Annotated in this window: 18 protein-coding genes; 7 read left to right on the forward strand and 11 right to left on the reverse strand. The window is 69.4% G+C overall.

Features of this window, described 5'->3' with window-relative positions:
• Both D7Y15_RS21620 and D7Y15_RS21625 read right to left on the reverse strand, forming a co-directional pair.
• A partial coding sequence (locus D7Y15_RS21620; protein ID WP_121753782.1) for a sensor histidine kinase occupies positions 1-904 on the reverse strand: 904 nt, incomplete at its 3' end.
• A gap of 42 nt (positions 905-946) precedes the next feature.
• A complete protein-coding gene (locus D7Y15_RS21625; RefSeq protein WP_121753783.1) occupies positions 947-1,876 on the reverse strand; it encodes an alpha/beta fold hydrolase in 930 nt (309 codons plus the stop codon).
• Between the two features lie 193 nt (positions 1,877-2,069).
• Between D7Y15_RS21625 and D7Y15_RS21630 the strand changes: the two genes are divergently transcribed.
• The 3 genes from D7Y15_RS21630 to D7Y15_RS21640 all read left to right on the forward strand — a co-directional run bounded on the left by D7Y15_RS21630 (position 2,070) and on the right by D7Y15_RS21640 (position 7,972).
• A complete protein-coding gene (locus D7Y15_RS21630; protein WP_120575963.1) occupies positions 2,070-2,432 on the forward strand; it encodes a hypothetical protein in 363 nt (120 codons plus the stop codon).
• 248 nt (positions 2,433-2,680) lie between these two features.
• Positions 2,681-6,073, forward strand: a complete 3,393-nt coding sequence (locus D7Y15_RS21635; RefSeq protein ID WP_199745963.1) for a Dauer Up-regulated — start codon at positions 2,681-2,683, stop codon at positions 6,071-6,073.
• 306 nt (positions 6,074-6,379) lie between these two features.
• Complete coding sequence (locus D7Y15_RS21640) at positions 6,380-7,972, forward strand: peptidoglycan-binding protein (protein ID WP_121753785.1); 1,593 nt, start codon at positions 6,380-6,382, stop codon at positions 7,970-7,972.
• A gap of 43 nt (positions 7,973-8,015) precedes the next feature.
• Here the strand turns inward: D7Y15_RS21640 and D7Y15_RS21645 are convergent, their stop codons facing one another.
• The 3 genes from D7Y15_RS21645 to D7Y15_RS21655 all read right to left on the reverse strand — a co-directional run bounded on the left by D7Y15_RS21645 (position 8,016) and on the right by D7Y15_RS21655 (position 11,221).
• On the reverse strand, positions 8,016-8,600 hold the full coding sequence (locus D7Y15_RS21645) for a TetR/AcrR family transcriptional regulator (protein WP_121753786.1): 585 nt from the start codon (positions 8,598-8,600) through the stop codon (positions 8,016-8,018).
• 63 nt (positions 8,601-8,663) lie between these two features.
• Positions 8,664-9,854 carry a toxin-antitoxin system YwqK family antitoxin gene (locus D7Y15_RS21650; RefSeq protein WP_121753787.1) on the reverse strand — a complete coding sequence of 397 codons (1,191 nt, stop codon included), beginning with the start codon at positions 9,852-9,854 and terminating at the stop codon, positions 8,664-8,666.
• Between the two features lie 137 nt (positions 9,855-9,991).
• Positions 9,992-11,221 (reverse strand): S8 family serine peptidase, encoded by a 1,230-nt coding sequence (locus D7Y15_RS21655; protein ID WP_121753788.1) that lies wholly within the window; start codon positions 11,219-11,221, stop codon positions 9,992-9,994.
• 135 nt (positions 11,222-11,356) lie between these two features.
• Between D7Y15_RS21655 and D7Y15_RS21660 the strand changes: the two genes are divergently transcribed.
• Positions 11,357-12,034, forward strand: coding sequence for an O-methyltransferase (locus D7Y15_RS21660; RefSeq protein ID WP_121753789.1), 678 nt, complete (start codon positions 11,357-11,359; stop codon positions 12,032-12,034).
• Positions 12,035-12,101: 67 nt separating this feature from the next.
• Here D7Y15_RS21660 and D7Y15_RS21665 read toward each other — a convergent pair whose 3' ends face one another.
• Positions 12,102-14,255 (reverse strand): M13 family metallopeptidase, encoded by a 2,154-nt coding sequence (locus D7Y15_RS21665; RefSeq protein WP_199745964.1) that lies wholly within the window; start codon positions 14,253-14,255, stop codon positions 12,102-12,104.
• A gap of 187 nt (positions 14,256-14,442) precedes the next feature.
• Here D7Y15_RS21665 and D7Y15_RS21670 point away from each other — a divergent pair, with 187 nt between their 5' ends.
• From D7Y15_RS21670 to D7Y15_RS21680, 3 genes are all read left to right on the forward strand, one after another.
• Positions 14,443-15,072, forward strand: a complete 630-nt coding sequence (locus D7Y15_RS21670) for a GNAT family N-acetyltransferase (RefSeq protein WP_121753790.1) — start codon at positions 14,443-14,445, stop codon at positions 15,070-15,072.
• A 165-nt stretch (positions 15,073-15,237) separates the two neighbouring features.
• On the forward strand, positions 15,238-16,758 hold the full coding sequence (locus tag D7Y15_RS21675; protein ID WP_233596776.1) for a CocE/NonD family hydrolase: 1,521 nt from the start codon (positions 15,238-15,240) through the stop codon (positions 16,756-16,758).
• Between the two features lie 90 nt (positions 16,759-16,848).
• Complete coding sequence (locus tag D7Y15_RS21680) at positions 16,849-18,456, forward strand: hypothetical protein (RefSeq protein ID WP_121753791.1); 1,608 nt, start codon at positions 16,849-16,851, stop codon at positions 18,454-18,456.
• 28 nt (positions 18,457-18,484) lie between these two features.
• Here D7Y15_RS21680 and D7Y15_RS21685 read toward each other — a convergent pair whose 3' ends face one another.
• Genes D7Y15_RS21685 through D7Y15_RS21705 form a run of 5 tightly spaced genes read right to left on the reverse strand, consistent with a single transcriptional unit; the run spans position 18,485 to position 22,538 of the window.
• Positions 18,485-18,916: an excinuclease ATPase subunit gene (locus D7Y15_RS21685; RefSeq protein ID WP_120575953.1), complete on the reverse strand. Its 432-nt coding sequence runs from the start codon at positions 18,914-18,916 to the stop codon at positions 18,485-18,487.
• Between the two features lie 17 nt (positions 18,917-18,933).
• The gene (locus D7Y15_RS21690) at positions 18,934-20,172 is read right to left on the reverse strand and encodes a beta-ketoacyl-ACP synthase (protein WP_120575952.1); all 1,239 of its coding nucleotides are present in this window, start codon (positions 20,170-20,172) and stop codon (positions 18,934-18,936) included.
• Entirely contained in the window at positions 20,169-20,900 is a 732-nt protein-coding gene (gene fabG / locus D7Y15_RS21695) for a 3-oxoacyl-ACP reductase FabG (RefSeq protein ID WP_121753792.1), read from the reverse strand. Before fabG ends, D7Y15_RS21690 begins: the two co-directional genes overlap by 4 nt.
• Positions 20,893-21,360 (reverse strand): hotdog family protein, encoded by a 468-nt coding sequence (locus D7Y15_RS21700; protein WP_120575950.1) that lies wholly within the window; start codon positions 21,358-21,360, stop codon positions 20,893-20,895. Before D7Y15_RS21700 ends, fabG begins: the two co-directional genes overlap by 8 nt.
• Complete coding sequence (locus D7Y15_RS21705) at positions 21,357-22,538, reverse strand: beta-ketoacyl-ACP synthase (RefSeq protein WP_121753793.1); 1,182 nt, start codon at positions 22,536-22,538, stop codon at positions 21,357-21,359. The genes D7Y15_RS21700 and D7Y15_RS21705 overlap by 4 nt, the downstream gene beginning before the upstream one ends.
• Positions 22,539-22,542 lie beyond the last annotated feature (4 nt).

Here is a 22,542-nt window from a genome sequence, read left to right on the forward strand (position 1 = left end):
GGTCCACCGTCCCCGCCCCCAGGGCCGGACTCCCCGGCGTGTTGGCGACCTCCAAGCACAGCGCCCGGTCCTCGATGCGAGCCTTCACCGAGACCTCCCCTCCGCGGGGCGCAGGCGCGATGCCGTGCTTGATGGCGTTCTCCACCAGCGTCTGGACCAGCATCGCGGGCACGGAAACGCCCAGCGCGTCGGGCGCTACGTCCATGCGGACGCGCAGCCGCTCCTCCAGGCGGATGGCCTCCAGGCCCAGGTAGTCATCCACCACCTGGAGCTCACGCTGCAGAGTCACCGTCTCCGGCCCTGGCGCTCCCAGCGCGTAGCGCAGCAGCCCCGACAGGCGCGTCACCACCTCCTGGGCGCGGACGGGATCCTCCACGATGAGGCCCCGCAGCCCGTTGAGACAGTTGAAGAGGAAGTGCGGCTGGAGCTGCGCCTGGAGGAAGCGCAGCTCCGCGGACCGGGCCGCCGCCTCCAGCTTCCAGCGCTCCAACTCCACCCGCCGCGCATGCGTGACGGCCTGCACGGCGATGTAGAGGGTCAACCAGACACCCATCACCAGCGACCACATGGTGCCGCTGCTGAAGAAGCCCGCCCAGGAGGCCTGCTCCAGCGAGTACACGTGGAAGACGAACACGGCCTCCAGGAAGACGAGCGTGTTCTGGAGCAGGCCCAGGACGAGCCCCGCCGCCAGCACGCGCGCGACCAGCCGGGGCAATGGCAGACGGGCCCATGCGTGCAACCGCAGCGTCCGGCGCGCCACGTGCGTGAGCCCCAGCCCCGTCGCACCGGCGATGAGCCAGCCCATGGCCGGGGGGCCGTGAGCCCCCGACAGCGCGATGTTGAGGAGGGTGTGCAGTCCCCAGCCCCCCACCTGGCAGGCCGTGTAGCCCCGCGAGCGTGTCATCCGAATCGTGCCTCCGGCGAAGGACCGGGGAGTCGAACACAGTCAGTGGACCGGTTCCACCCGGGCCACCGGTGCGGGCAGGGCGCCGAGGAAGGCGTCGGTCTCCCGCAGGAAGCCCGCCGGGTCGTCCCACATGATGAAGTGCCGGGCCGTGTCGTTCAGCACCACGCGTGCACCGGAGAGGTTGCGGTACTGCTCGCGGTAGACGGCCTCCACCTGCTCCTTCGGCACCCGGCCCTTCAGCGCCACCCACGAGCCCAGCACGAGCGCGGGCACCTGGATGCGCGTCAGCTCGGGCCGCAGGTCCGTGGTGGACAGCTCGGAGAAGGCGTTGATGATGGTCTCCGGATCGCTGTCCACGCTCCAGCGCATCGCGGTCTGGACGTTGTCCTCGTCGGTGATGAAGCCGCGCAGCGTGCGCAGCGTCCGGGCATTGCGCTGATCCGGCGGCTGCATGCGCATCATCGCGCTCAGCTCCTCCACCTGGGGACGGACGCTCTCGGCCGTCGCGGAAGGGTCCATCGCGGCGGGAAGGAACGGCAGGCTGTCCACGAGCACGAGCCCTCCCACGAGCTCCGGTGCATCCTCCGCCACCGCGAGCGCCAGCACTCCGCCCAGGCTGTGGCCCACGAGGATGGGGCGCTCCAGGTGTTCGCCGCGGATGTAGTCCGCCAACGCGCGGCGCATCGTCGGCAGGAAGGGGCCGGGCACCGCGGGCTGCCCCGCGAAGCCCGCGAGCGTGAAGACGTGGCAGTCATACCGGGACTGGTAGTGCGCCACCGTCGCGTCCCAGACCTTGCCAGACGACGACAGCCCGGGGATGAGCAGCAGCGGTCGGCCCTGGCCCGAGCGCTGGACGCGGAACGGCGTGGGCGCCGACGCTTGAGCGGCCGTCGCGCCGCCGCCGGGGGACGCCGTCGCACAGCCAAGCAGCAGGGGAAGGGTACAGAGGGCAAGCAGGATGCGGCGCATCTACTGACTCCGCGAAGGACCGCCGGTCGGACGGTGCGTGACGCGAAGAAGACTAGGGGGCCGCCAGACCGGGTCCGCGCCTTTGTGATGAGCGGCGCCGCGGAAGGATGAGCGGTAACGACGTCATCGCCGTCCGGACAGTGTCCGCATCAGGGAATGGCGAGGAGCCAGGACCTGGGCTGGATTGAGGCCCATGTCCAAGTCCCCGCCGTCGCGCCGCTGGATGCTGACCGCCTTCCTCGTCTGGCTCCCCGGGCTCGTGCATGTCTTCCCGTTCCTGGGCGTCTACATGCTGATGTTCAACAAGGCCTACGCCCTGGCGATGTTCGTCGGCTTCGCCCTCACCGGGCTCGCCCTGGGCCTCATCCAGGCGCTCACGCGCGGCCTCAGGGCGCTGTGGGTCACCCCGGCGTCCTTCGTCGTGGGGTGGACGCCGTTGCCGCTGCTCATGTCCATGGACGCCCCCTTCGGCGTCGTGTGGGTGCTGACCCTGTTCACCTCCGCCGGGTGCGTGGGCCTGGGCCAGTGGATGCTCCGCTCCGACGCTCCGGCCTGAATCGCCCTGGAGGGCATGACGCGGCCGGACAGGAGCGGGGGCTCCTCGGGGAAATTACATAGCGTCCGCTATGCCTCCCTGCGTCATGTGGGGCCCGCGCGATCCATGTAACCCGCAGAGCGACACTGGCGTATCGCCTGCATCGCTCCGGGATTCACGCGATTGCGGAGAGTCAGGCAACATTCGCCGCGAAATGTAGAGAATCCCGGGGACTTTTCTCGATTCTCGAAAACGTAGGAGCTCCGCCCATGACCACCCCCATTGATGGTTCCGCCGCCGCCGCTGCCCGTGCCGCCGCCGAAGCCGCCGCGCGCGCCGCCGCCGAGGCCGCTGCCCGCGCCGCCGCCGCCGCGAAGGCCGCCGCTGACGCCGCCGCGAAGGCCGCCGCCGAGCAGGCCGCGAAGCAGCAGATGCAGCCGCAGACGAAGCAGCCCACGGTGAAGCTCTTCAATGACGGGTTCTCCTCGGGCGGCGCGCAGAACAACCGCGGCGGGGTGAACCGGCTGACGGGCGAGACGACCAACCCGTTCGCCACGCCGCTGGGCACCAGTGGCGGCCATGCGCGTCCCCTCACCGGCCCGGTGCCGGGCAGTGCCAACGGCGCGGTCCCGGTGCGGGCCGACGTCAACGGCGCTGCTCCGGCGGGGGAGACGCAGCCGCCCCACGCGGAGGCGCTGCCGGACAAGCCGGAGGATTTGCCCAAGCTCTTCCCGGAGCTGAAGGACAAGAGCAAGGAGGACCTGAAGAAGGCCTACGACTCGCTCAACAAGCTGGGCACCGGCTCCTTCTCCGAGAAGGCCACCGCCCTGGGCGAGCTGGCCTCGCAGTTCCCGGAGACCGTCCCCAACGCCCTGGAGCGCATGGGCATCAAGGACGACAAGCTGGCGAAGCTGGCCACCAACTCGGACGCGCTCACCTCGCTGGGCAAGCTGACGGACCCCAAGGCGAGCAAGACCGACAAGGCGCAGGCGGCCCTCACCCTGGCGAAGGCCGCTGGCGACATCTTCGCGCCCGAGGACCTGAAGGGCGTGCTGGACACCGCGCTCAAGGGCCTGCCCGCGGCGGAGAAGCTGGTGGGCGCCATTGGCAAGTGGACGGACCCCAACGCCTCCGCCACCGACAAGGCCTCCGCCACGCTGGAGCTGGGCAAGGCGCTCAAGGACTTCGCCGGGGACAAGTTCCCCGCGCTCGCCAATGACCTGCGCAAGCTGGACGGGTCGCTGCGCGCCGCGGGCGCCGCCATCACCCTGGCGGACCCCAACGCGTCCACGCAGGACAAGGCGCTGGCCGCGGCCCAGCTGCTGGCGGAGGTGCCCGACCTCAAGAAGGACCTCAAGGCCTTCGCGGACGTCCTCAAGAACGCGGGCGTGAAGAACGCGACGGACGTGGCCCAGCAGGGCACGCAGCTGGCCAACGTGAAGGTGAAGGGGTTGGATCCGCAGCTCGCGTCCAAGCTCACGCCGGATCAGCTGAAGAAGCTGGAGTCCGCCGCCACCAAGCTGGGCGGTCCGGAGTCGATGGAGGCCGCGCTCAAGGGCATCACCGACCCCAAGGCCCTGGACAACCTGGTGGGCCAGCTGGGCAAGGTGGACGCGGAGGCCGGCAAGAAGCTGGTGAGCGCCCTGGGCGGCATGGAGCACAAGGTCCTCAACGAGGTCCTGTCGGATCCGAAGACCACGGAGCAGTTCGCCAAGCTCGCAGGCAAGCTGGACGGCGACGCGGCGAAGATCGTGTCCAAGCTGGTGACGGACATGGACTCCGGCGCCGTGAAGGCGCTGCTCAAGCTCACGGACGGCCTGGGCGCGGACGCGCTCAACACCACCGTGAAGGGCCTGGGCCCGCTGCTGGACAAGGCGGGCAGCAAGCTCGTGGGCCAGGGCCTCAAGGTGATGGAGAAGGTGCTGGGCAAGATCGGCGTGGAGATCACCGCCGACGTGGCCGGCAAGGTCTTCAAGAACCTGGCGAAGGTCGTCCCGGTGGCGGGCGCGCTGCCCAACGCCATCGACGCGGTGAAGTACGAGAAGGAATCCCTGGAGCTGCACGGCAAGAACAACGACCTGGGCTACTTCGCGCACACCGCCGCGGCGCTGAACGTCGCGGACGGGGCCCTGGGCATCGCCCTGGACCTGACCGGCGTGGGCGTGGCCGTGGACGTGGGCGCCAGCGTGCTGCTGGGCGCCGCCGAGCTGGCGATGGACATCGGCTTCAGCCAGGAGAAGGCCAAGTACGAGGCCGACCCGGAGGGCTACAAGGCCCCGGACTGGATGAAGGCCGTGAACCTGGCGGGCGCCGCCGCGCAGGGCCCCGCGGGCCTGGCGCACATGGCCGCGTACTACGGGCCGGAAGGCACCGCGCAGCTGATCCAATGGGGCGTGGAGAAGGCCGCCAAGGGCGCCGTGAAGGCCGCCGAGTTCGTGGGCGTGTCCCAGGCGGAGCTGGCCGGCGAGGGCCTCAAGGGCGCCGCGAAGGTCATCCACAAGCTGGCGGACGTGGTGCGCAACCCGTCCAAGTACGGCGAGGCCGCGGTAAAGGCCGCCACGGAGGCCTTCAACACCGCCATCGAGAAGGGCGGCGAGCTGGCGAAGGAGGCCAAGGAGGTCCTCGACGGCGTCATCGACGGCGCGAAGAAGCTGGGTGAGAAGGGCCTGGAGACGCTCAAGTACATCGCCCAGAACCCGGGCGAGGCCGCGAAGAAGGCGCTCGACGGCATCAAGAGCGTGGTGGACTCCGGCCTGGACCTGGCCACGGACGCCGGCAAGGCGCTCTACAAGCAGGCCGTCTCCACGCTGAATGACCTGAAGGCCGGCTACGACAAGCTCACTGGCGCCGCGAAGGAGAAGGCCAAGGAGCTCATCGACGGGGCGACGACGCTCGTCTCCAACACGGTGAACAAGGCCAAGGAGCTGGGCGAGAAGGGCCTGGAGCTGCTGGCCTGGACCGCGCAGAACCCGGGCGAGGCCGCGGCCAAGGCCAAGGAGGCCATTGGCGACGCCCTGGCCAAGGGCGGCGAGCTGGCCAAGAAGGCCTGGGAGTCCGTGAAGGACCTGGGCGCCGCGGGCGCCGAACTGGCGGAGGGCCTGGTGAAGGGCCTGGCCAACGCGGGCGAGAAGGCCGTGGAGACGCTCAAGTACATCGCGGAGAACCCCGGCGAGGCCCTCTCCAAGGCCGGCGAGTGGGTGGGCAGCACGCTGTCGAGCATGGCGCGCAAGGGCGGCGAGCTAGCCACCAAGGCTGCGGGGGCCATCAAGGACTTCGTCGACAACCGCGTGTCGTGGGCCAAGGACTTCGCCAAGGACCTGCTCAAGGACGGCGTGGAGTCCTTCAAGAACGTCGCCAAGGCCTGGAAGGACAACCTCACGGAGGGCGGCAAGGAGCTGCTCGTCGCCGTGGCGGACCTGGGCGACGCGGGCGTGGATGCGCTCAAGGACCTGGCTGGCGCGGGCGGTCAGCTGGCGGAGGCCGCCATCGGCCACCTGGGCAATCTGGCGAAGGACGGCGTCGACGCCGCCAAGGACGCGCTCGGAGTGCTCGCGGACCTGGGTGGCGAGATCGGCGACCTGGCCGGGGACGTGGCCGGCAAGGTGAAGGACTTCTTCGACGACCTCATCCCGGACGACATCCCCGGCATCCCGGGCATCTAACCCACCGCGTCACAGGCCTGTAGCGCCGCACGGGGTCTGTTCCTTCACGGGAACAGGCCCCGTTCGCATTTGTGGTGTGTGATTGAATTTTTACACCAATCACCTGGGGTCAACGGCTGTGAAGCAAGACGGACCCGGGGTGTCATCGTTGCCCGTTCGTGACAGGCCTCACAGCCTAGGCAAGTTCGAGTGGAAAATTACGCACTGGTTAAACTGTGAGATCTTTATTTCCAGATCTCACGCAACTCACAGGGAGGGGTCTGGATAATCGGGCAGGAATCACAGCCTCCACCGAGGAATCCCCGAATGAGCCTCTCCGCGACCACGTCCCAGCGCACGAACTCTGTCTTCTCGAATCGTTCCCAGGCTGTGACGTCGAGCCCGGTTCGCAACAGCTCGAACCCCAACGCCATCCTGTCCCAGTACCAGCCGACGGGCGCCTCCGCGCGCACGGCGCGGCAGGACGGGCTGCAGCCGGGCGTGGCCGCGTCGACGAAGATGGCGCAGACGGACCTGGCGCGCCTGAAGCAGTACAAGGGCAACATCGAGGCGGCGGCGGCGAAGCACGGCCTGCCCCCCGCGCTGCTGGCGGCCATCGCGAGCCGTGAGTCGCGCGCGGGCGCGGCGCTGGATCGCACGGGCCACGGCGACGGCGGCAACGGCTTTGGCGTGATGCAGGTGGATCACCGCTACCACACGACCAAGGGTGGCCCCACCAGCGCGGAGCACATCGACCAGGCGGCGGGCATCCTCAAGGGCTACGTCAACGACATGAAGAAGGCGCACCCGGACTGGTCCGAGGCGCAGCAGCTTCGTGGCGCGGTGGCCGCGTACAACTCCGGCCCGGGCAACGTCCGCACCCTGGCGGGCATGGACGTGGGCACCACGGGCAATGACTACTCCAACGACGTGTGGGCGCGCGCGCAGGCGCTGGCGCCGCACTTCGGCGGTGCCGCGACGCCCGGCGCCACCAACACGAACGCCAACACCCCCACGCGTCCGTCGCAGACCGCCGACACCTTCGAGCCCGCGAACACCCCCCAGCGGCCGGGGGCGAAGACGTGGACCCCCGCGCCCTCGATGGACCAGGTGAAGGTGCGTGGCAACAACCTGCGCGAGGGCATGCAGGGCCCGGCGGTGAAGCAGCTCCAGGAGATGCTGGGTGTCCCGGCGGACGGCAAGTTTGGCCCCGTCACCAAGAAGGCCGTGGAGGACTTCCAGCGGGCGAACGGCGTGAAGGCGGGCAGCAACGCGGGCCAGGTCGGCCCCGACACGCTCAAGGCGCTGCAGGGCAACCGCCCCGGCACCACGAACAACAGCCAGGGCACGAACAACACCCAGGGCACGAACAACACGCAGGGCACGAACAACAACGGCGCGGTGCTGGGCAACGGCGTCCGCATCGACACCAACAACGCCACGCTGAAGAAGCTGGCCACGTCCCGCCTGAACAACGGCCAGACGGGCTACTGCGTGCGCACCACGCTGGACAACATGACCCGGCTGGGCATCCCGAACACGCCGGCGGCGACGGGCAACGACCCGAACAACCCCCGCGGCGGCATGGCGCAGATGCTGCGCAACGGCTGGGAGTCCATCCCGTTCCCGGGCGCGCAGCAGAAGGCCATCAAGAGCCCGTACGGCAACGCGACCGCGAACGTCGTGTCCGCGGACCAGTACCGGAAGCTCGTGGCGGACGGCAAGGTGCCGGACGGCGCCATCATCTTCCAGTCGCGCCACGGCTGGGACTACAGCGGCGGCTCCAAGGGCAACGACATGGGCATCGTGCGCAACGGTGGCAAGACGACCCACAACTACCAGGACATGAACTCCATCATCTATTCGGACTGCAAGGAGGTCGTCATCCTGGTCCCGAAGGGCGCCATCCAGCGCGACTGATGATGGCCTGATGAGACGGGGAGGGGGCTGGGGCTGAAAAGCTTCAGGCCCCCTCTTTCGTCAGCAGCTCCGCGCCCAGCTTCCTGGCCGCGTCGAGGAACTCATCCCCCAGCTTCGTGCCGCGGACGGCGCGCGCCAGTGACAGCGCCCCGTACATGAGCGCGATGGCGGCCAGCGCCTTCTCCCGGCGCCGCGCCCCGGAGGGCAGCAGCTCCGCGTACGAGCGGACGAACTCCTGCAACTCCGCCTCCAGCCCGCCCCGATAGGGCTCCCCCGCGCGTGACACCTCCGCGGTGATGCTGGGCAGGGGGCAGGTGGGGGTGACGGCGTCGCGGTGCTTGCGCGACAGGTAGCGCTCCAACACCTTCAGCGCGGGCGCTTCCGGCGCGTCCTCCTTCGCCTTGCGCAGCAGGGCGTTCCACGCCGTGCGGGCGGTGCTTCGGAGGGTCTCCGTGAAGAGGTGCTCCTTCGAGTCGAAGTGACCGTAGAAGCCGCCCACGGTGAGCCCCGCCCCCTTCATCACGTCCATGATGGAGCTGGCCTGGATGCCTCGCTCCAGGAGCAGCGTGGCGGCGGACGCGAGGATGGCGTCATGCGACTTCTGCTTCTGCTCCGTCTTCTGGGTCATGATGGATGACGGCAGTAATATTGCCGTCATCCTCCGTCAAGGCGGCGCTTCCTCGCGCGCCTGCTACTTCTTCTTGCGCGAGCCGTCCTCGTAGAAGGCCTCGTCCTCCACGAGCCCGCCGTCGGGGTTCCAGCGCTTGCGCTCGGTGACGCGGTCCTTCGTCCACTGCGAGTCCTCGATGAGGGTGCCGTTCTCCGCCCACACCTGGCGGCGGCCTTCCGCCTTGCCCTTCACGTAGTGCTCGCGGCGCTCCGTGCCGCCGTCCGGGAGGAAGGCCTCCGTCACGCCGTCGGGGTCGAAGCCGTTGTGCCATTCACCCTTGATGAGGTTCCGCCGCTCGCGCAGCGAGCCGTCGTCCTCGAAGTAGGACTCCACCGCGCGGTCTCCGGTCACGACGAGCTCATGTTTGCGCTCGCCGTTCTGGAAGTACTCCACGCGCTTCACCTGCTGGCGGGTCTTCCAGGTGACGACCTGCTTCTTGCCGCCGTCCTTGAAGAACTCCGTCTCGTCGCCCTCCCTCTCGCCCTGGGCCCAGGTCGTGGAGGAGAGGGCTTTCCCGTCGGCGTACCGCGTGCTCACGCCGTCGAGCACGCCCGCGGAGTACGCGTTGGTCCCGGTGCGCTGCCCGTCCTTGTCGAAGAGCTCCGTCACGCCTTCGCGCCGTCCGTTCTTCATCGGGATGACGGAGCGCTTCTGTCCGTTGGAGTGGAAGAACACGAGCGGCGAGGGCCCCTTCCAGACGCAGTCCTTCAGGCCCGCCTCCCAGGAGGACTGGAGGCCACAGCCCGCCTTGGTGAGGCGCCCGGTCTCGTCGTAGTCCTCGTAGGTGCTCTTCGCGTCCTCCGGCTGCCGATCCACGCGCCGGGACACCTTGCCGTTGGGGTGGTAGCGCAGCATCTCGCCCTGCTCGTTGTCGTCCACGTAGTGGCTGGCCTCCACCAGCCGGCCGTCCTCGTAGCGCTTGAAGCCACCCTGGCGCTTGTCGGCCTTGTACTCCTGCTCCACGGCGCGGCCGTCGGCCCAGCGGCGGACCTCCCAGCCGTCCTTCTTGCCGTTCTTGAACGAGACGGTGTGCGTCTCCTTCTTCGTGTCCTCGTCCACGCAGCGCACGGTGCCGGTGAGGTTCTTGGTGGTGTTGCCGTTGTCCAGGTTGATGGGCTTGCCCTGGAACGAGCAGCGCTCGATGGCCCACGCGGGCGCGGAGAAGAGGGGCACGGACAGCACGAGGAGACGCATCACGGACGGCGCGCGCATGGGTGACTCACGAAAGAGGAAGGTGGATGCACCGTAGCCGCGAAGCGCCGGGTCCTGGAACGGCTTCCGGGCCCACACCCGCCATGGACATGGCGAGGGGGCCCGGAGGGAGACCGCGAGGTTGCGAAGGGGGCTCTTCAGCGCGAGGCGACGGCCTGCGTCTCCGGCTTCGGCTCCAGGGTGGCCTTGGCGGCGTCGATGGCGGCCTGGATGTTCAGCTTGCCGCCGGTGATGACCTTGCCCTTGAGGTCCGGGTCCTGCTCCACCGTCTTGAGGATGAGGTCGCGCACCTGCACGGCCGTCAGGTCCGGGTTCTCCGCGAACATGCGCGCGGCGGTGGCGGCCACGGTGGGGGTGGCCATGGAGGTGCCGCTCATCTCCTCCCAGTCGTTGCCGGGCACGGTGCTGAGCACGTCCTCGCCCACGGCGGCCAGGTCCACCACCTTGTCGCCGTGCGACGAGAAGCGGGCCAGCTTGTCGTTGTTGCGGTCCATGGACGCCACGGTGAGGACGTTGGGCAGGTCCACGTTGGCGGGCATGTCCGGCACGTTGTTCATGTTGCTGCCGTTGCCGTTGGCCGTGGCCGCGAGCAGCAGGATGTCCGCGTCCGCCAGCTTCTGGATGGCGGCCTCCCAGCGCTTCTGGGACGCGGCGTCGCGGTAGGAGTCACCGAAGCTCGCGTTCGCGGCGCGGATGTTCACGCCGTGCTCGGTCTTCATCTTCACCAGGTAGTCCACCGAGCGCTCGAAGTTGGTGAGCAGGTCCGCGCCGTCGTACAGGCCGCCCACGCTGAGAATCTTCGCCTTGCCCGCGGCGATGCCGGTGTTGCCCTCGCCGTTGTCCTCGGCGGCGATGATGCCCGCCACGTGCGTGCCGTGGTCCGTGCCCTCGCCCTTGAACGGGTCGCCCTTGCCGGTGCCCACGTTGAAGCCGTGGATGTCGTCCGCGATGCCGTTGCCGTCGTTGTCGATGCCGTCCCCGTCGATTTCACCGGGGTTCGTCCACATCGCGTCGTCCAGGTCGGTGTGCTTGTAGTCCACGCCACCGTCGATGACCGCGATGACCGGCTCGCCCGTGAGCTTGGGCTTGGGCTGCGACGGATCCACCGGCTTCGTGTCGGCGATCTTGTTCGCGCCCGGCTTCACCGCGACGTTGCCGCCACCGAAGGCGAAGGCCGACGCCGGCACGCTGGCGCCCGGGGTCGAGGGACGGCCCGTCGGGCGGTCCACGAAGTTGGTCGGACGCGCACCCTGGGAGTCGAAGCCGTCACGCACCGTCAGGGGCTTCGCCTTGGGCGCCTGGGCGCGCGAGGTGGCCGTGTTGGTGGTGGGGGCGATGGAGGCGGGCGACTTGCGGTTGATTTCCATGGTGTTCCTCCGAGGGGGGATGAGGAGCGGCCTACTGACTCCTACATTGTCGCATGGCGCCATTTTAAGTTTCGTCCCCAATGGTTTTTCGGCGGGGCGAGGGCGTTAGGACAGGTCCACTTCCAAGGAGGACGCATGAGCCAGGAACAGTGGACCGAGGTCGACCGCTACATCACCGACCACATGGTGGGGCCGGACGCCGCGCTGGACGCGGCACTGGATGCGAGCGCCCAGGCGGGGCTGCCCGCCATCAACGTGGCGCCGAACCAGGGCAAGCTGCTGATGCTCCTGGCCCGGATGCACGGGGCGAAGCGCATCCTGGAGGTGGGCACGCTGGGCGGCTACAGCACCCTGTGGCTGGCGCGGGCGCTGCCGCCGGAAGGCCGCATCATCACGCTGGAGGCAGTGCCCAAGCACGCGGAGGTGGCCCGGGAGAACATCGCCCGCGCGGGCCTGTCCGACGTGGTGGAGGTGCGGCTGGGCAACGCGGTGGACACGCTTGCCCAGTTGGAGAAGGAGGGCCAGGCGCCGTTCGACCTGACCTTCATCGACGCGGACAAGGTCCGCACGGCGGAGTACTTCGCGTGGGCGCTCAAGCTGTCGCGCAAGGGCAGCGTCATCCTCACGGACAACGTCGTGCGCAAGGGTGGTGTCGTGGACGCGGACAGCACGGACGCGAACATCCAGGGCATGCGCCGCTTCTACGAAGCCGTGGCCGCCGAACCCCGCGTGAGCGCCACCGCCGTGCAGACGGTGGGCAGCAAGGGCTACGACGGCTTCTCGCTCGCGCTCGTCACGGGCGACCCGAAGTAGCGCTTGCGTCGCGGCCCCGTGCCCCGGACGCACGGCCTTCGTGCGCCCGGTGCAGGTGGGAAGCGGACTACCAGACCTTCACGCGCTGCTCCGGTGCCAGGTAGAGGCCCTGGCCCGGCTTCACGTCGAACGCCGGGTACCACGCGTCCAGGTTGCGCACGGTGGCCGCGCGGAACATGCCGGGCGAGTGGCCATCCGTCACGAGCAGCCGGCGCAGCAGCGGGTCGCGGAACTTGTTGCGCCACACCTGCGCGAAGCCCAGGAAGAAGCGCTGCTCACCCGCGAAGCCATCCAGCGTGGGCGCGGGCTTGCCCTCCAGGGACATCACGTAGGCGTCATGGGCGATGGAGACGCCCGCCACGTCGGCGATGTTCTCGCCCAGCGTCAGCTCGCCGTTCACGTTCATGTCCGGCAGGGGCTTGTACGCGTTGTACTGCGCGGCCAGCGCCTTGCCCGCGGCCTTGAACTGCTCCAGGTCCTTGGGTGTCCACCAGTTGGCCAGCTTGCCCTTCGCGTCGAACTGCGCGCCCACGTCGTCGAAGCTGTGGACGATTTCGTGGCCGATGACGGAGCCGATGCCGCCGTAGTTCACGGCCGGGTCCGCGTTCGGGTCGAAGAACGGGGGCTGGAGGATGGCGGCCGGGAAGATGATGGAGTTCTGCTGCGGCGAGTTGAGCGCGTTGACCTCCTGGGGCGTCATGAACCACTCCATGCGGTTCACGGGCTTGCCCAGCTTGGCCAGGTTGCGCTGGTGCTCGAAGAGCTCCGCGCGCTCCGCGTTGCCGAAGGCGTCTCCCTTCACGATCTCCAGGCCGGAGTAGTCACGCCAGGTGTCCGGGTGGCCAATGCCCACCTGCACCGTGCCCAGCTTCTCCTTGGCGCGGGCCTTGGTCTCCGGCGACATCCACTCGAGCGCGTCGATGTGACGGCCGAGCGCGGCCAGGATGTTGCGCACCATCAGGTCCGCCTCTGCCTTGGCGGCGGGCGGGAAGTGCTTCGCCACGTAGCGCTTGCCCACCGCTTCACCCATGGCGAAGTTGGAGAAGTTCACGCCGCGCTTCCAGCGGTCGCTCAGCTGCTGCGCGCCGGAGAGCGTCTTCCCGCTGAAGTCGAAGCCCGCGTCCACGAAGGCCTTCGACAGGTACGGGGTTCCCTGCTGGATGGCATGGAAGGCCAGGTAGTCCTTCCACGTCTGCAGGGGCTCGCTGCCCACCAGCTTCGCGATGCCGGTGATGGCGGACGGCTGCCAGACGATGAAGTCCTTCTGGGCCGCGAGGCCGGCGCTCGCGAAGTACGCGGCCCAGTCCATGCCGGGCGCCTTCTTCGCGAAGTCCGTCTGCTTCCAGGGGTTGTTCACCTTCTCCACGTCCTGCGTGTCCTGCGCGGACCAGTGGATCTTCGCGATCTTCATCTCCAGGCCGAAGATGGCGCGGGCCTTCGCTTCCGCGTCGGGGATGCCGGCGTTCTTCAGCTGGGTCGCGATGTGCTGCTGATACTTCTCCCGCACCTCTTTGAAGCGCGGCGTGTCCTTCAGATAGAAGTCGCGGTCCGGCAGGCCCAGGCCGCCCTGGAGGATATAGGCGGCGTAGCGGCTGGGGTCGTTCAGGTCCTCCGCCACCCAGAGGCCCAGGAGCCGGTCCGTGGTGGAGTGCCCGGTGTTGAGCGGATCCACGTCGCTGCGCATCGTGGTGCCCAGCAGCGAGGCCAGGCCCTTGCGGTTGGCCACGGCGGCGATGCGATCCATCTCCGGCTTGAGCGGCGTGGCGCCCTTGGCCTCGATGGCGGCCTCGTCCATGAAGCTGGCGTAGAAGTCACCCAGCTTGCGCTCCTCGCTGCCGGCGGGGGCGTCCGACTTCCCGGCGGCCTCCAGCAGGTCGCGCGTCTGCTTCGTGGCGTCCTCGGCCAGGCGCGTGAACATGCCGAAGGAGGAGCGGTCCGGGGGAATCTCCGAGGTGTCCGCCCACTTGCCGTTGACGTAGCGGTAGAAGTCGTCGCCCGGAGCGACGGACGTGTCCATGCCCGGAGTGTCGATACCGAAGCTCCCGAAGTGCGGCTTGGGAGCGGCGGGGGCGGCCGGAGCCGGAGCCGGGGTGGCGGCGGCCTGGGCCGGCGGGGACTTCTCCGCGGGCGAAGTGGAGGCGCACGCGGTGATGAGCGCGGAAGCGCAGACGCCGAGCGTCATGCGCGCGGCGCCAAACGGCGGTCTGGAACGGAACGACATGGAGGCTCCTGGATGTTGCCCGTACGGGGTGGCGCACTCTGGCGCACGCGGGCGCGCCCCCAACAACGCAAATGGCGGTTTCATCCCAGCCATTGCGTTCTGGACGTCCGGGGACGATGGCGCGGTGCGGTGTCCCACGGGCATCGAGTTCTGACTACGGTCAGGGGTTGAGCCATCCGGAGGGCCCATGACTCCCACCGCGTTTCGTCCCGCATACACGGTCCAGACCGCGCGCACCGTGCTCCGTTGCTGGTCACCGGCCGATGCGCCGCTGGCACTGCGAGCCATCGAAGCCAACCTGGAACACCTGCGTCCCTGGATGGAGTGGGCGAAGCGCTATCCCATGAGCGTCGCGCAGCAGGCCGGGCAGCTGCGCCGGATGCGCGGTGTCTTCGACCTGGGACAGGACTTCGCCTACGGCGTGTTCAGTCGCGACGGCTCCGAGGTTCTTGGCGGCACGGGCCTGCATCCCCGGGTGGGCGAGGGGGCCCTGGAGATTGGCTACTGGATTTCAGCCAGTCACACGGGCCGGGGGCTCGCCACGGAAATGGCAGGGGCGCTCACCCGCGTCGCCTTCGAAGTGGAGGGCGTGCGCCGGGTGGAGATCCATTGCGACCCCCGCAACGTCCGCAGCTCGGCGGTCGCCCGGAGGCTGGGTTTCGTTCACGAAGGCACGTTGAGACAGCGGCTCGTCGCACCCGACGGCGCGCTCCGTGACACGATGATCTGGACCCTGCTCGTCGAGGAGTACGCCGCCAGCCCCGCCGCCGCGACCGTCGTCGAGGCCTTCGACGTGCTGGGGCAGAAGCTGCTCTGAGATAACAAACAACGCGCTTGGTTTGGAGTTCTGCTTATTCTTGTCTGCGTATTGACTCGGGAATCAACGGGTCTCAATATGGCCGCGCTTCACTCCCCAGCCGCCCCCTGAGGTGTCTCAATGACTTTGAAACTCCCTGCGTGGTGCAAGCATTTGCCAGTGGTCATGTTGTTCCTGTTGCTGCCGCTCACGGGCCTGGCCCTGCCGACCACCGGCTTCCGGTTCGTCGACATCCCCGGCAGCGACGGCACCATTCTCAAGGCGAACTACATCGCGCCCACGACGCCGGGTCCGCATCCGGCCGTGGTCTTCATCTCGAGCTGGGGACTCAACGACCTGGAGTACCTGGCCCAGGCCAACGCGATGGCGCAGAAGGGCTACGTGGCGCTGTCCTATACGCCGCGCGGCTTCTGGGCCTCCGGCGGTGGCATTGATACGGCCGGACCGGCGGACATCGCGGACACGTCGCGCGTCATTGATTGGATGCTCGCCAACACGACCGCGAATCCCTCTCGCATCGGGCTCGCGGGTGTTTCTTATGGCGCGGGCATCTCGCTCATCGCCTCCGGCTTCGACTCGCGCGTGAAGGCGGTGGCGGCGCTCTCCGGCTGGTCGGACCTGGTGGCGTCGCTGTTCGGCGGAGAGACGCGGCGTCCGCAGGCGGTGGCGCTGCTGAACCTCGCCGCGACCCTGCTGGGCCGGCCTGGCCCCGAGCTGAGCACCACCATCAACGACTACTTCGCCAACCGGAACATCGAGTCCATCAAGGCCTGGGGGCGCGTGCGCTCGGCGGCCACGTACATCAGCCAGATCAACGCCAACAAGCCCGCCATCCTGATGGCCAATGCGTATGGCGACAGCCTCTTCCCGCCCAACCAGCTCGTGTCGTTCTACGGCCAGCTCGCGGGTCCCAAGCGGCTGGAGTTCGCGCCGGGCGACCACGCCGTCGTGGAGGCCACGGGCCTGCTGGGCCTGCCCAACGGCGTCTGGACCAGCGTGACGCGCTGGATGGACCAGTACGTCGCGGGCGTGGACACCGGCATCTCCCGTGAGGCGCCCGTCGTGCTGCGCACCTACGACGGCGACACGGAGGGCTATGCGTCCTGGGCCCAGGTCTCCAAGGGCACGCAGCGCTTCGGCCTGGGCGCCATCCGCGTCCTGGATGGCACCGGCACGCTGGGCGGCACGCCGTCGTCGAGCGGCTCGCGGACCGTCTGGTCCGGCTTCGACACGAACGCCGACGCGGGCGTGGCGCTGCTGACCAACGGGCTCCAGGCGCTGACCGGCATTCCGCCCGTGGTCTGGCTGCCGGGCGTCAACCGCCTCAACGCCGGCGTCTGGACGTCGTCCCTCACCACGAGCGGCGTCGCCATCCGGGGCTCGGCCACGCTGCGCCTGCGCGTCACGCCCTCCACCGCGTCGGGCACGGTCGTCGCCTACCTGTACGACCTCCTGGGCGACTTCGGCGGGCTCATCACCCATGTGCCCCTCTCGTGGAAGAACGCGACGCCGGGCGTGCCGCTCGACCTGGACCTGACGTTCCCCGCCACCGCGTACGACGTCCCCGTGCTGCACCGGCTGGCGCTCGTCGTGGACACGGAGGATCCGCTCTACCTGGACGCCAACACCACCGGCGCGACGCTGTCGCTCGGCGGGCCGTCCTGGTTGGACCTGCCGACGCGCTGACCACCGCGTGACGGGGATGGAGGGCGCGCTTGCTGGACGCCCTCCGTCATTCCAGCGGGCGTGTCCGGTGTGTTAACGCTCCCGGCGCCCATGGGAACCGCCGTCTCGGAACGCACCCGCGTCGCCCTGCTCGTCCTCGCTGGCGGCGTGCTGGCCCTGTTGCTGTCGCATCATCCCGCCATCCTGTCCGGGCTGCGCCTCGTACAGGGTGACGAGGGCGACGTGCGCTTCAACCACTACGTCCTGGAGCACGGCTGGCGCTTCGTGACCGGCGACCCGGCGCACGCGCGCTTCTGGGATCCGCCGATGTTCTTCCCGGAGCTCAACGTCGCCGCGTACTCCGACGTGCTCCTGGGCGTGGCGCCGTTCTACTGGCTGTGGCGCGCGCTGGGCCTTGGCGCGGACCTGTCGTGGCAGGCGTGGTCGCTCACCATGGCGGCGCTCAACTACGCCGCGGCGGTGTGGCTGCTGCGGCGAGGCTTTGGCCTGCGCGTCTTTCCCGCGGTGGTGGGCGCGGTGCTCTTCACGGCCGGCGCGCCGCGCATCAACCAGCTCAACCATCCGCAGCTGGAAGGACAGTTCTTCGCGCTCATCGCCGTGGGCGCGGTCATCGCGCTGACGCGGCCGGAGACGGACCGGCGGCGTGGGATGGCCTGGTCCGCGCTGCTGGTGGGCGCGTTCGTGGCCCAGCTCTACGCGGGCTTCTACTGGGGATGGTTCCTCTTCTTCTTCCTGCTGCTGGCGTTCATCGCCGGGCTCGTCTTCCGGGACACGCGCGGTCCGCTGCTGACGGCGCTGCGCCGCCACCTCCCGGCGCTCGCGGGCTTCGGAGTCTTGGGGCTGGCGCTGCTCGCGCCGCTCGTCCTGCACTCACGTCAGGCCATTGGCACAGTGGGGCTGCGCACCTTCGCGGAAGTCTCGCCCATGGTGCCGCGCTTCTGGAGCTGGTTCTTCGTGGGCCAGGACAGCTGGCTGTACGGGTGGACCAACGGCTTCTCCAAGTTCCAGCGCATGCCCGTGGCGTGGGAGCACCGCCTGGGCTTCGGCTTCGTCACCCCGGTGCTGGCTGCCATCGGCCTGTGGCAGGCGCGCTCACGGCCCGCGGTGCGACTGCTGCTCGTCGTGGCGGTGGCCACGGTGGTGCTCGCGTCGCGCTACACCGGCGGCTACACGCCCTGGTGGCTCGTCTTCCACGGCGTGCCCGGCGCGGCGGCCATCCGGGCCCTGGCCCGCATTGGCATGTGGCTGCTGGTGCCCGCGGCCGTGGGGTTGGCCCTGTACCTCCAGCGGCAGTGGGACTCCGGACGCGCTGCGCTGGCGGTGGGCCTGGGCGCGCTGTGTCTCCTGGAGCAGGGGCTCGCCAGTCCCGCCTACGACCGGCACGAAGCGCGCGCGGATGTGGAGTCGGTGGCCGCGCGCATCGCACCGGGCTGCGTGACCTTCTTCTACGCGCCGACGTCCGGCGAGGCCCAGGAGTGGAAGTACCAGCTGGACGCCGTGTGGGCGTCCGGCGAGCACGGCGTGCCCACGGTGAACGGCTACTCGGGCAACTACCCGCAGGGCTGGAAGCTCCAGGACAACCGTCGCTTCAACGCGGAGGCCTCGGCGCGCATCGACCGCGACCTGGAGGACTGGATGCGCTCGCGGAACCTGGCGCCCGGGAGCGTCTGCCGCATCGAGGTGCCCGCGCGGCGGTAGGACCCACCGCGCGGAACAGCCTGCGGGACTACTTGGCGATGGTGGCGTAGTCGCCCTTGAGCGCGACGCCGGTGACGAAGCTGCCGGCGTGGCACTCGATTTCGGTGGCGCTCTTGAACTCCACCTTCTTGTAGTAGCTGACGACGTTGACCACCGCGTTGGCGCCGTTCTTCTTCGCGCCCTCCTGCAGGGCGATGATCGCGGAGAGGGCGGCCCACTTGCAGGCGTAGTCGTCCGACTTGCCCACGCCGTTGGTCTTCTTGTTCGAGGTGTCGCTGCCCAGCGTCTTCAGCACGTTGGGCGTCTTCGCGCCCGCCATGAAGAACTTCACCGAGCCGTCCAGCTTCTGCTTGGCCTCGGGCAGGGCCATCACGTCCGCCAGCTTCACCTTCGTCACGGTGTCGCGCGCCAGGGCGGGGCTCGCGGCGGTCAGGGCCAGCAACAGGAGGGCTTTCTTCATGGCGGTGTCTCCAGGCATCAAGGCCAGCGGCGGAAGATCAACGAGGTGTTGATGCCACCGAAGGCGAAGTTGTTGCTCATCACCAGGTCCGTCTGCAACGCACGTCCCTCACCCACGACATAGTCCAGGGGCGCGCACTTCGGATCCACGGAGTCCGCGGTCAGGTGCAGCGTGGGCGCGAACCAGTCCGAGCGCATCATCTGGATGGTCATCCACGCCTCCAGCGCGCCGCAGGCCCCCAGCGTGTGGCCCATGTAGCTCTTGAGGCTGGAGATGGCGACCTTCTCCCCGAAGACGGTCTTCGTCGCCGCGCTCTCCGCCACGTCGCCCGTGTCCGTCGCCGTGCCGTGCGCGTTGACGTAGGGGATGGCGGAAGCAGGCACGCCCGCGTCCTCCAGCGCCAGCCGCATGGCCTCCGCCATGGTGTCCGCGTTGGGCTGCGTCACGTGGCGGCCGTCGCTGTTGGTGCCGTACCCCAAGAGCTCCGCGTGGATGGTGGCGCCGCGCGCCTTCGCGTGCTCCAGCTCCTCCAGCACCAGCGTGCACGCGCCCTCGCCCAGCACCAGCCCGTCGCGCTCGGCGTGGAAGGGGCGGGGGGACTGGTGCGGCGCTTCGTTGTGCTTGGTGCTGGTGGCGAAGAGGGTGTCGAACACCGCCGCGCCCGTGGCGTCCAGCTCCTCCGCGCCGCCCGCGAGCATCGCCACCTGGCGGCCCAGCTTGATGGCTTCATACGCGTAGCCAATGCCCTGGCTGCCGGAGGTGCACGCGCTGGACGTGGTGATGATGCGCCCGGTGACGCCGAAGAAGACGCCGATGTTCACCGCCGCCGTATGGGACATCATCCGCAGGTACGTCGTCGCGGTGATGCCCTCCGTCGTCTTGTGGGTGATCATCTTCCCGAAGTCGCCCATGTTCTCCGGCGTCCCCGCTGAGGAGCCGTAGGCGATGCCCATCTTCCCGCTCTTCACCAGGGGGCTGCCCAACAGGCCCGCGTCCTGGAGCGCCAGCTCGCTGGCCCGCGTCGCCATCAGCGCCACGCGGCCCATGGTGCGCGTCGTCTTGCGCGAGTACGCGGACGGCGGCAGCTCGAAGGGCAGGGCGGGCGCGCCCAGCCGCGTGTTCAGACCTTCGTAGGCCTTCCAGGGCTCCATCACCTGGACGGCGTTCTGGCGCGCGCGCAGCCGCGCCTCGACCGTCTTCCAGTCATGGCCCAGGGGGCTCAGCGCACCGACTCCGGTGACGACTACGCGCTTCATCCGATCATCCCCCCGTTCACCGAAATCACCTGCCGCGTGATGTAGGCCGCGTCCTCGGACATGAGGAAGGCCACCGCGGCGGCGACCTCCTCGGGCTTGCCCATCCGGCGGGCGGGAATGATTTTGAGCGCCTCCTCCAGGACCTCCGGAGGCACCATCTCCGTGTCGATGAGGCCCGGCGCCACGCAGTTGACGGTGATGTCGCGCTTGGCCAGCTCCACCGCCAGCGCCTTCGTCGCGCCGATGATGCCCGCCTTGGCGGCGCTGTAGTTCACCTGGCCCCGGTTGCCCATGAGCCCGGACACGGACGACAGCGTGACGATGCGGCCCGGCTTCTTGCGGCGCACCAGGGGCATCGTGAGCGGGTTGAGCACGTTGTAGAACGCGTCCAGGTTGGTGTGGATGACGCCATCCCACTCTTCCGCCGTCATCGCGGGGAAGGCGTTGTCGCGAGCGATGCCCGCGTTGCACACCACGCCGTAGTAGCAGCCGTGAGCCTCCACGTCCGAAAGCAGCGCGGCCTGCGTGGCGGCGCGGTCCGCCACGTCGAACTGGAGCACGCGGGACTCGCGGCCGGCCTCACGAATCTGGGCGGCCACCGCGTCCGCCTCCTCGCGCTTGCTGCGGCAGTGCACCACGACGTCGTAGCCGTCGCGGGCCAGGCGCAGCGCGATGGCGCGGCCGATGCCCCGGCTGGAGCCCGTCACCAGCACCGTCTTGTCACCCATCTGTGTTGCCCCTTCCCAGGTCCTGCCCCGGTTGCGGCTCGTAGACCGTCAGCGCCGCCGTGGCCACCTGCTCCGTCCCGATGCGCAAGGTGCAGTCGAACTGGCCCAGCCCGTTGTCCGCGGAGAACTGGCGGTGGACCTCGATGCGCAGGGTTTCGCCCAGCTTGAACGTGGGGCGGTTGCACTCGTAGCGGCGCGTGCCCAGCAGGAAGCCCACCCGGGGCGTGCCGCCGCGCTTGCGCGCATGCCACCCGGCCCACGCGGCCACGGCCTGCGCCATGTACTCGATGCCCACCCAGCCGCCCACGACGCCGTCCGCGTAGAAGAGGCTGTCCTCGCGCACGGTGACCTCCGCGAGCAGCGAGTCCGCGTCGCCTTCCAGGACGCGGTCGAGCAGCCGCATGCGTCCCTGATGGGGCACCAGCTCCTCGACGGGCTGATCAATCACGATGCGCATCATGCGCGCTCCAGCACGAGGGCGGCGTTGCTGCCCCCGAAGGCGAACGAATTGCTCAGCACGCTCTTCACCGGACGCCCCAGCGACTCCCCCGGCTTCACCAGCGACAGCGCCGGCAGCGAGTCGTCCACGGCCCCGTCCCAGAAGTGCCCGGGCAGATGTCCCTCCGGGTTGTCCACCAGCGTGAGGTACGCGAAGGCCGCCTCCAGCGCGCCCGCGGCCCCCAGCGTGTGGCCGGTGAGCGGCTTGGTGGAGCTGGCCTTCACGCCCGGCCCCAGCAGCGCGTGCACGGCGCGGGTCTCCATGGCGTCGTTCTGCGGCGTGGCGGTGCCGTGCAGGTTCACGTAGTCCACCTGCTCCGGCGAAAGCCCCGCGCGCTTCAGGGCCTCCTGGATGGCTGCCATGGCGCCCTTGCCGCCGGGCTCCGGCGCGGAGATGTGGTGCGCGTCGGAGGACTCGCCCCAGCCGGACAGGCGCACCGGCCCCGGCTCGCGCGTCATCAGGAACAGCGCCGCCGCTTCGCCGATGTTGATGCCGTGGCGGTGTGCGCTCATCGGGTTGCAGCGCTCCTCGCTCACGGAGTCCAGCGAGCGGAAGCCCGCGACGGTGAAGCCGCACAGCGAATCCACGCCGCCGGTCAGCACCGCGTCCACGGTGCCCGTGCGCAGCATCCGCGCCGCGCTGGCCAGGGCCTTGGCACTGGAGGAGCACGCGGTGGAGATGACGTAGGCGGGGCCCCGGGTGCCCAGCACGTGCGAGAGCGCCAGCGCCGGGGAGCCCAGCTCCTGCTGCTGCAAATGGAAGCGGGGCGGCAGCTCGCCCGTGGCCAGGTGGCCGGCGATGGCCGACTCGCTTTCACCGATGCCGGAGGTGCTGGTGCCCATCACCACCGCCACGCGCGAGGGACCGAACCGGGCGATGGCGGCGTCAATCTCGGCGCGCACCTGCGCCAATGCCGTGAGCAGGAGCGCGTTGTTGCGGCTGTGCTGGGAAGGGGGCAGGGCGTCCTGCGCCGCGAGCGGTGCGGTGACGACGCCCAGGTGCAGCGGACGGTCCGCGTACCCGGCATGCGAGGCGACGCCGGAGACGGTGTCCGCGAACAGCGCCCGGGCCACCTCCTGCTTCCCGGAGCCCAATGCGCAGACGAGGCCCAGCTGGTTGAGGAAGACAGGAGGAGGCATGGGC

Source organism: Corallococcus sp. AB030 (genome assembly GCF_003668965.1).
GTDB classification, from domain to species: Bacteria; Myxococcota; Myxococcia; order Myxococcales; family Myxococcaceae; genus Corallococcus; species Corallococcus exiguus.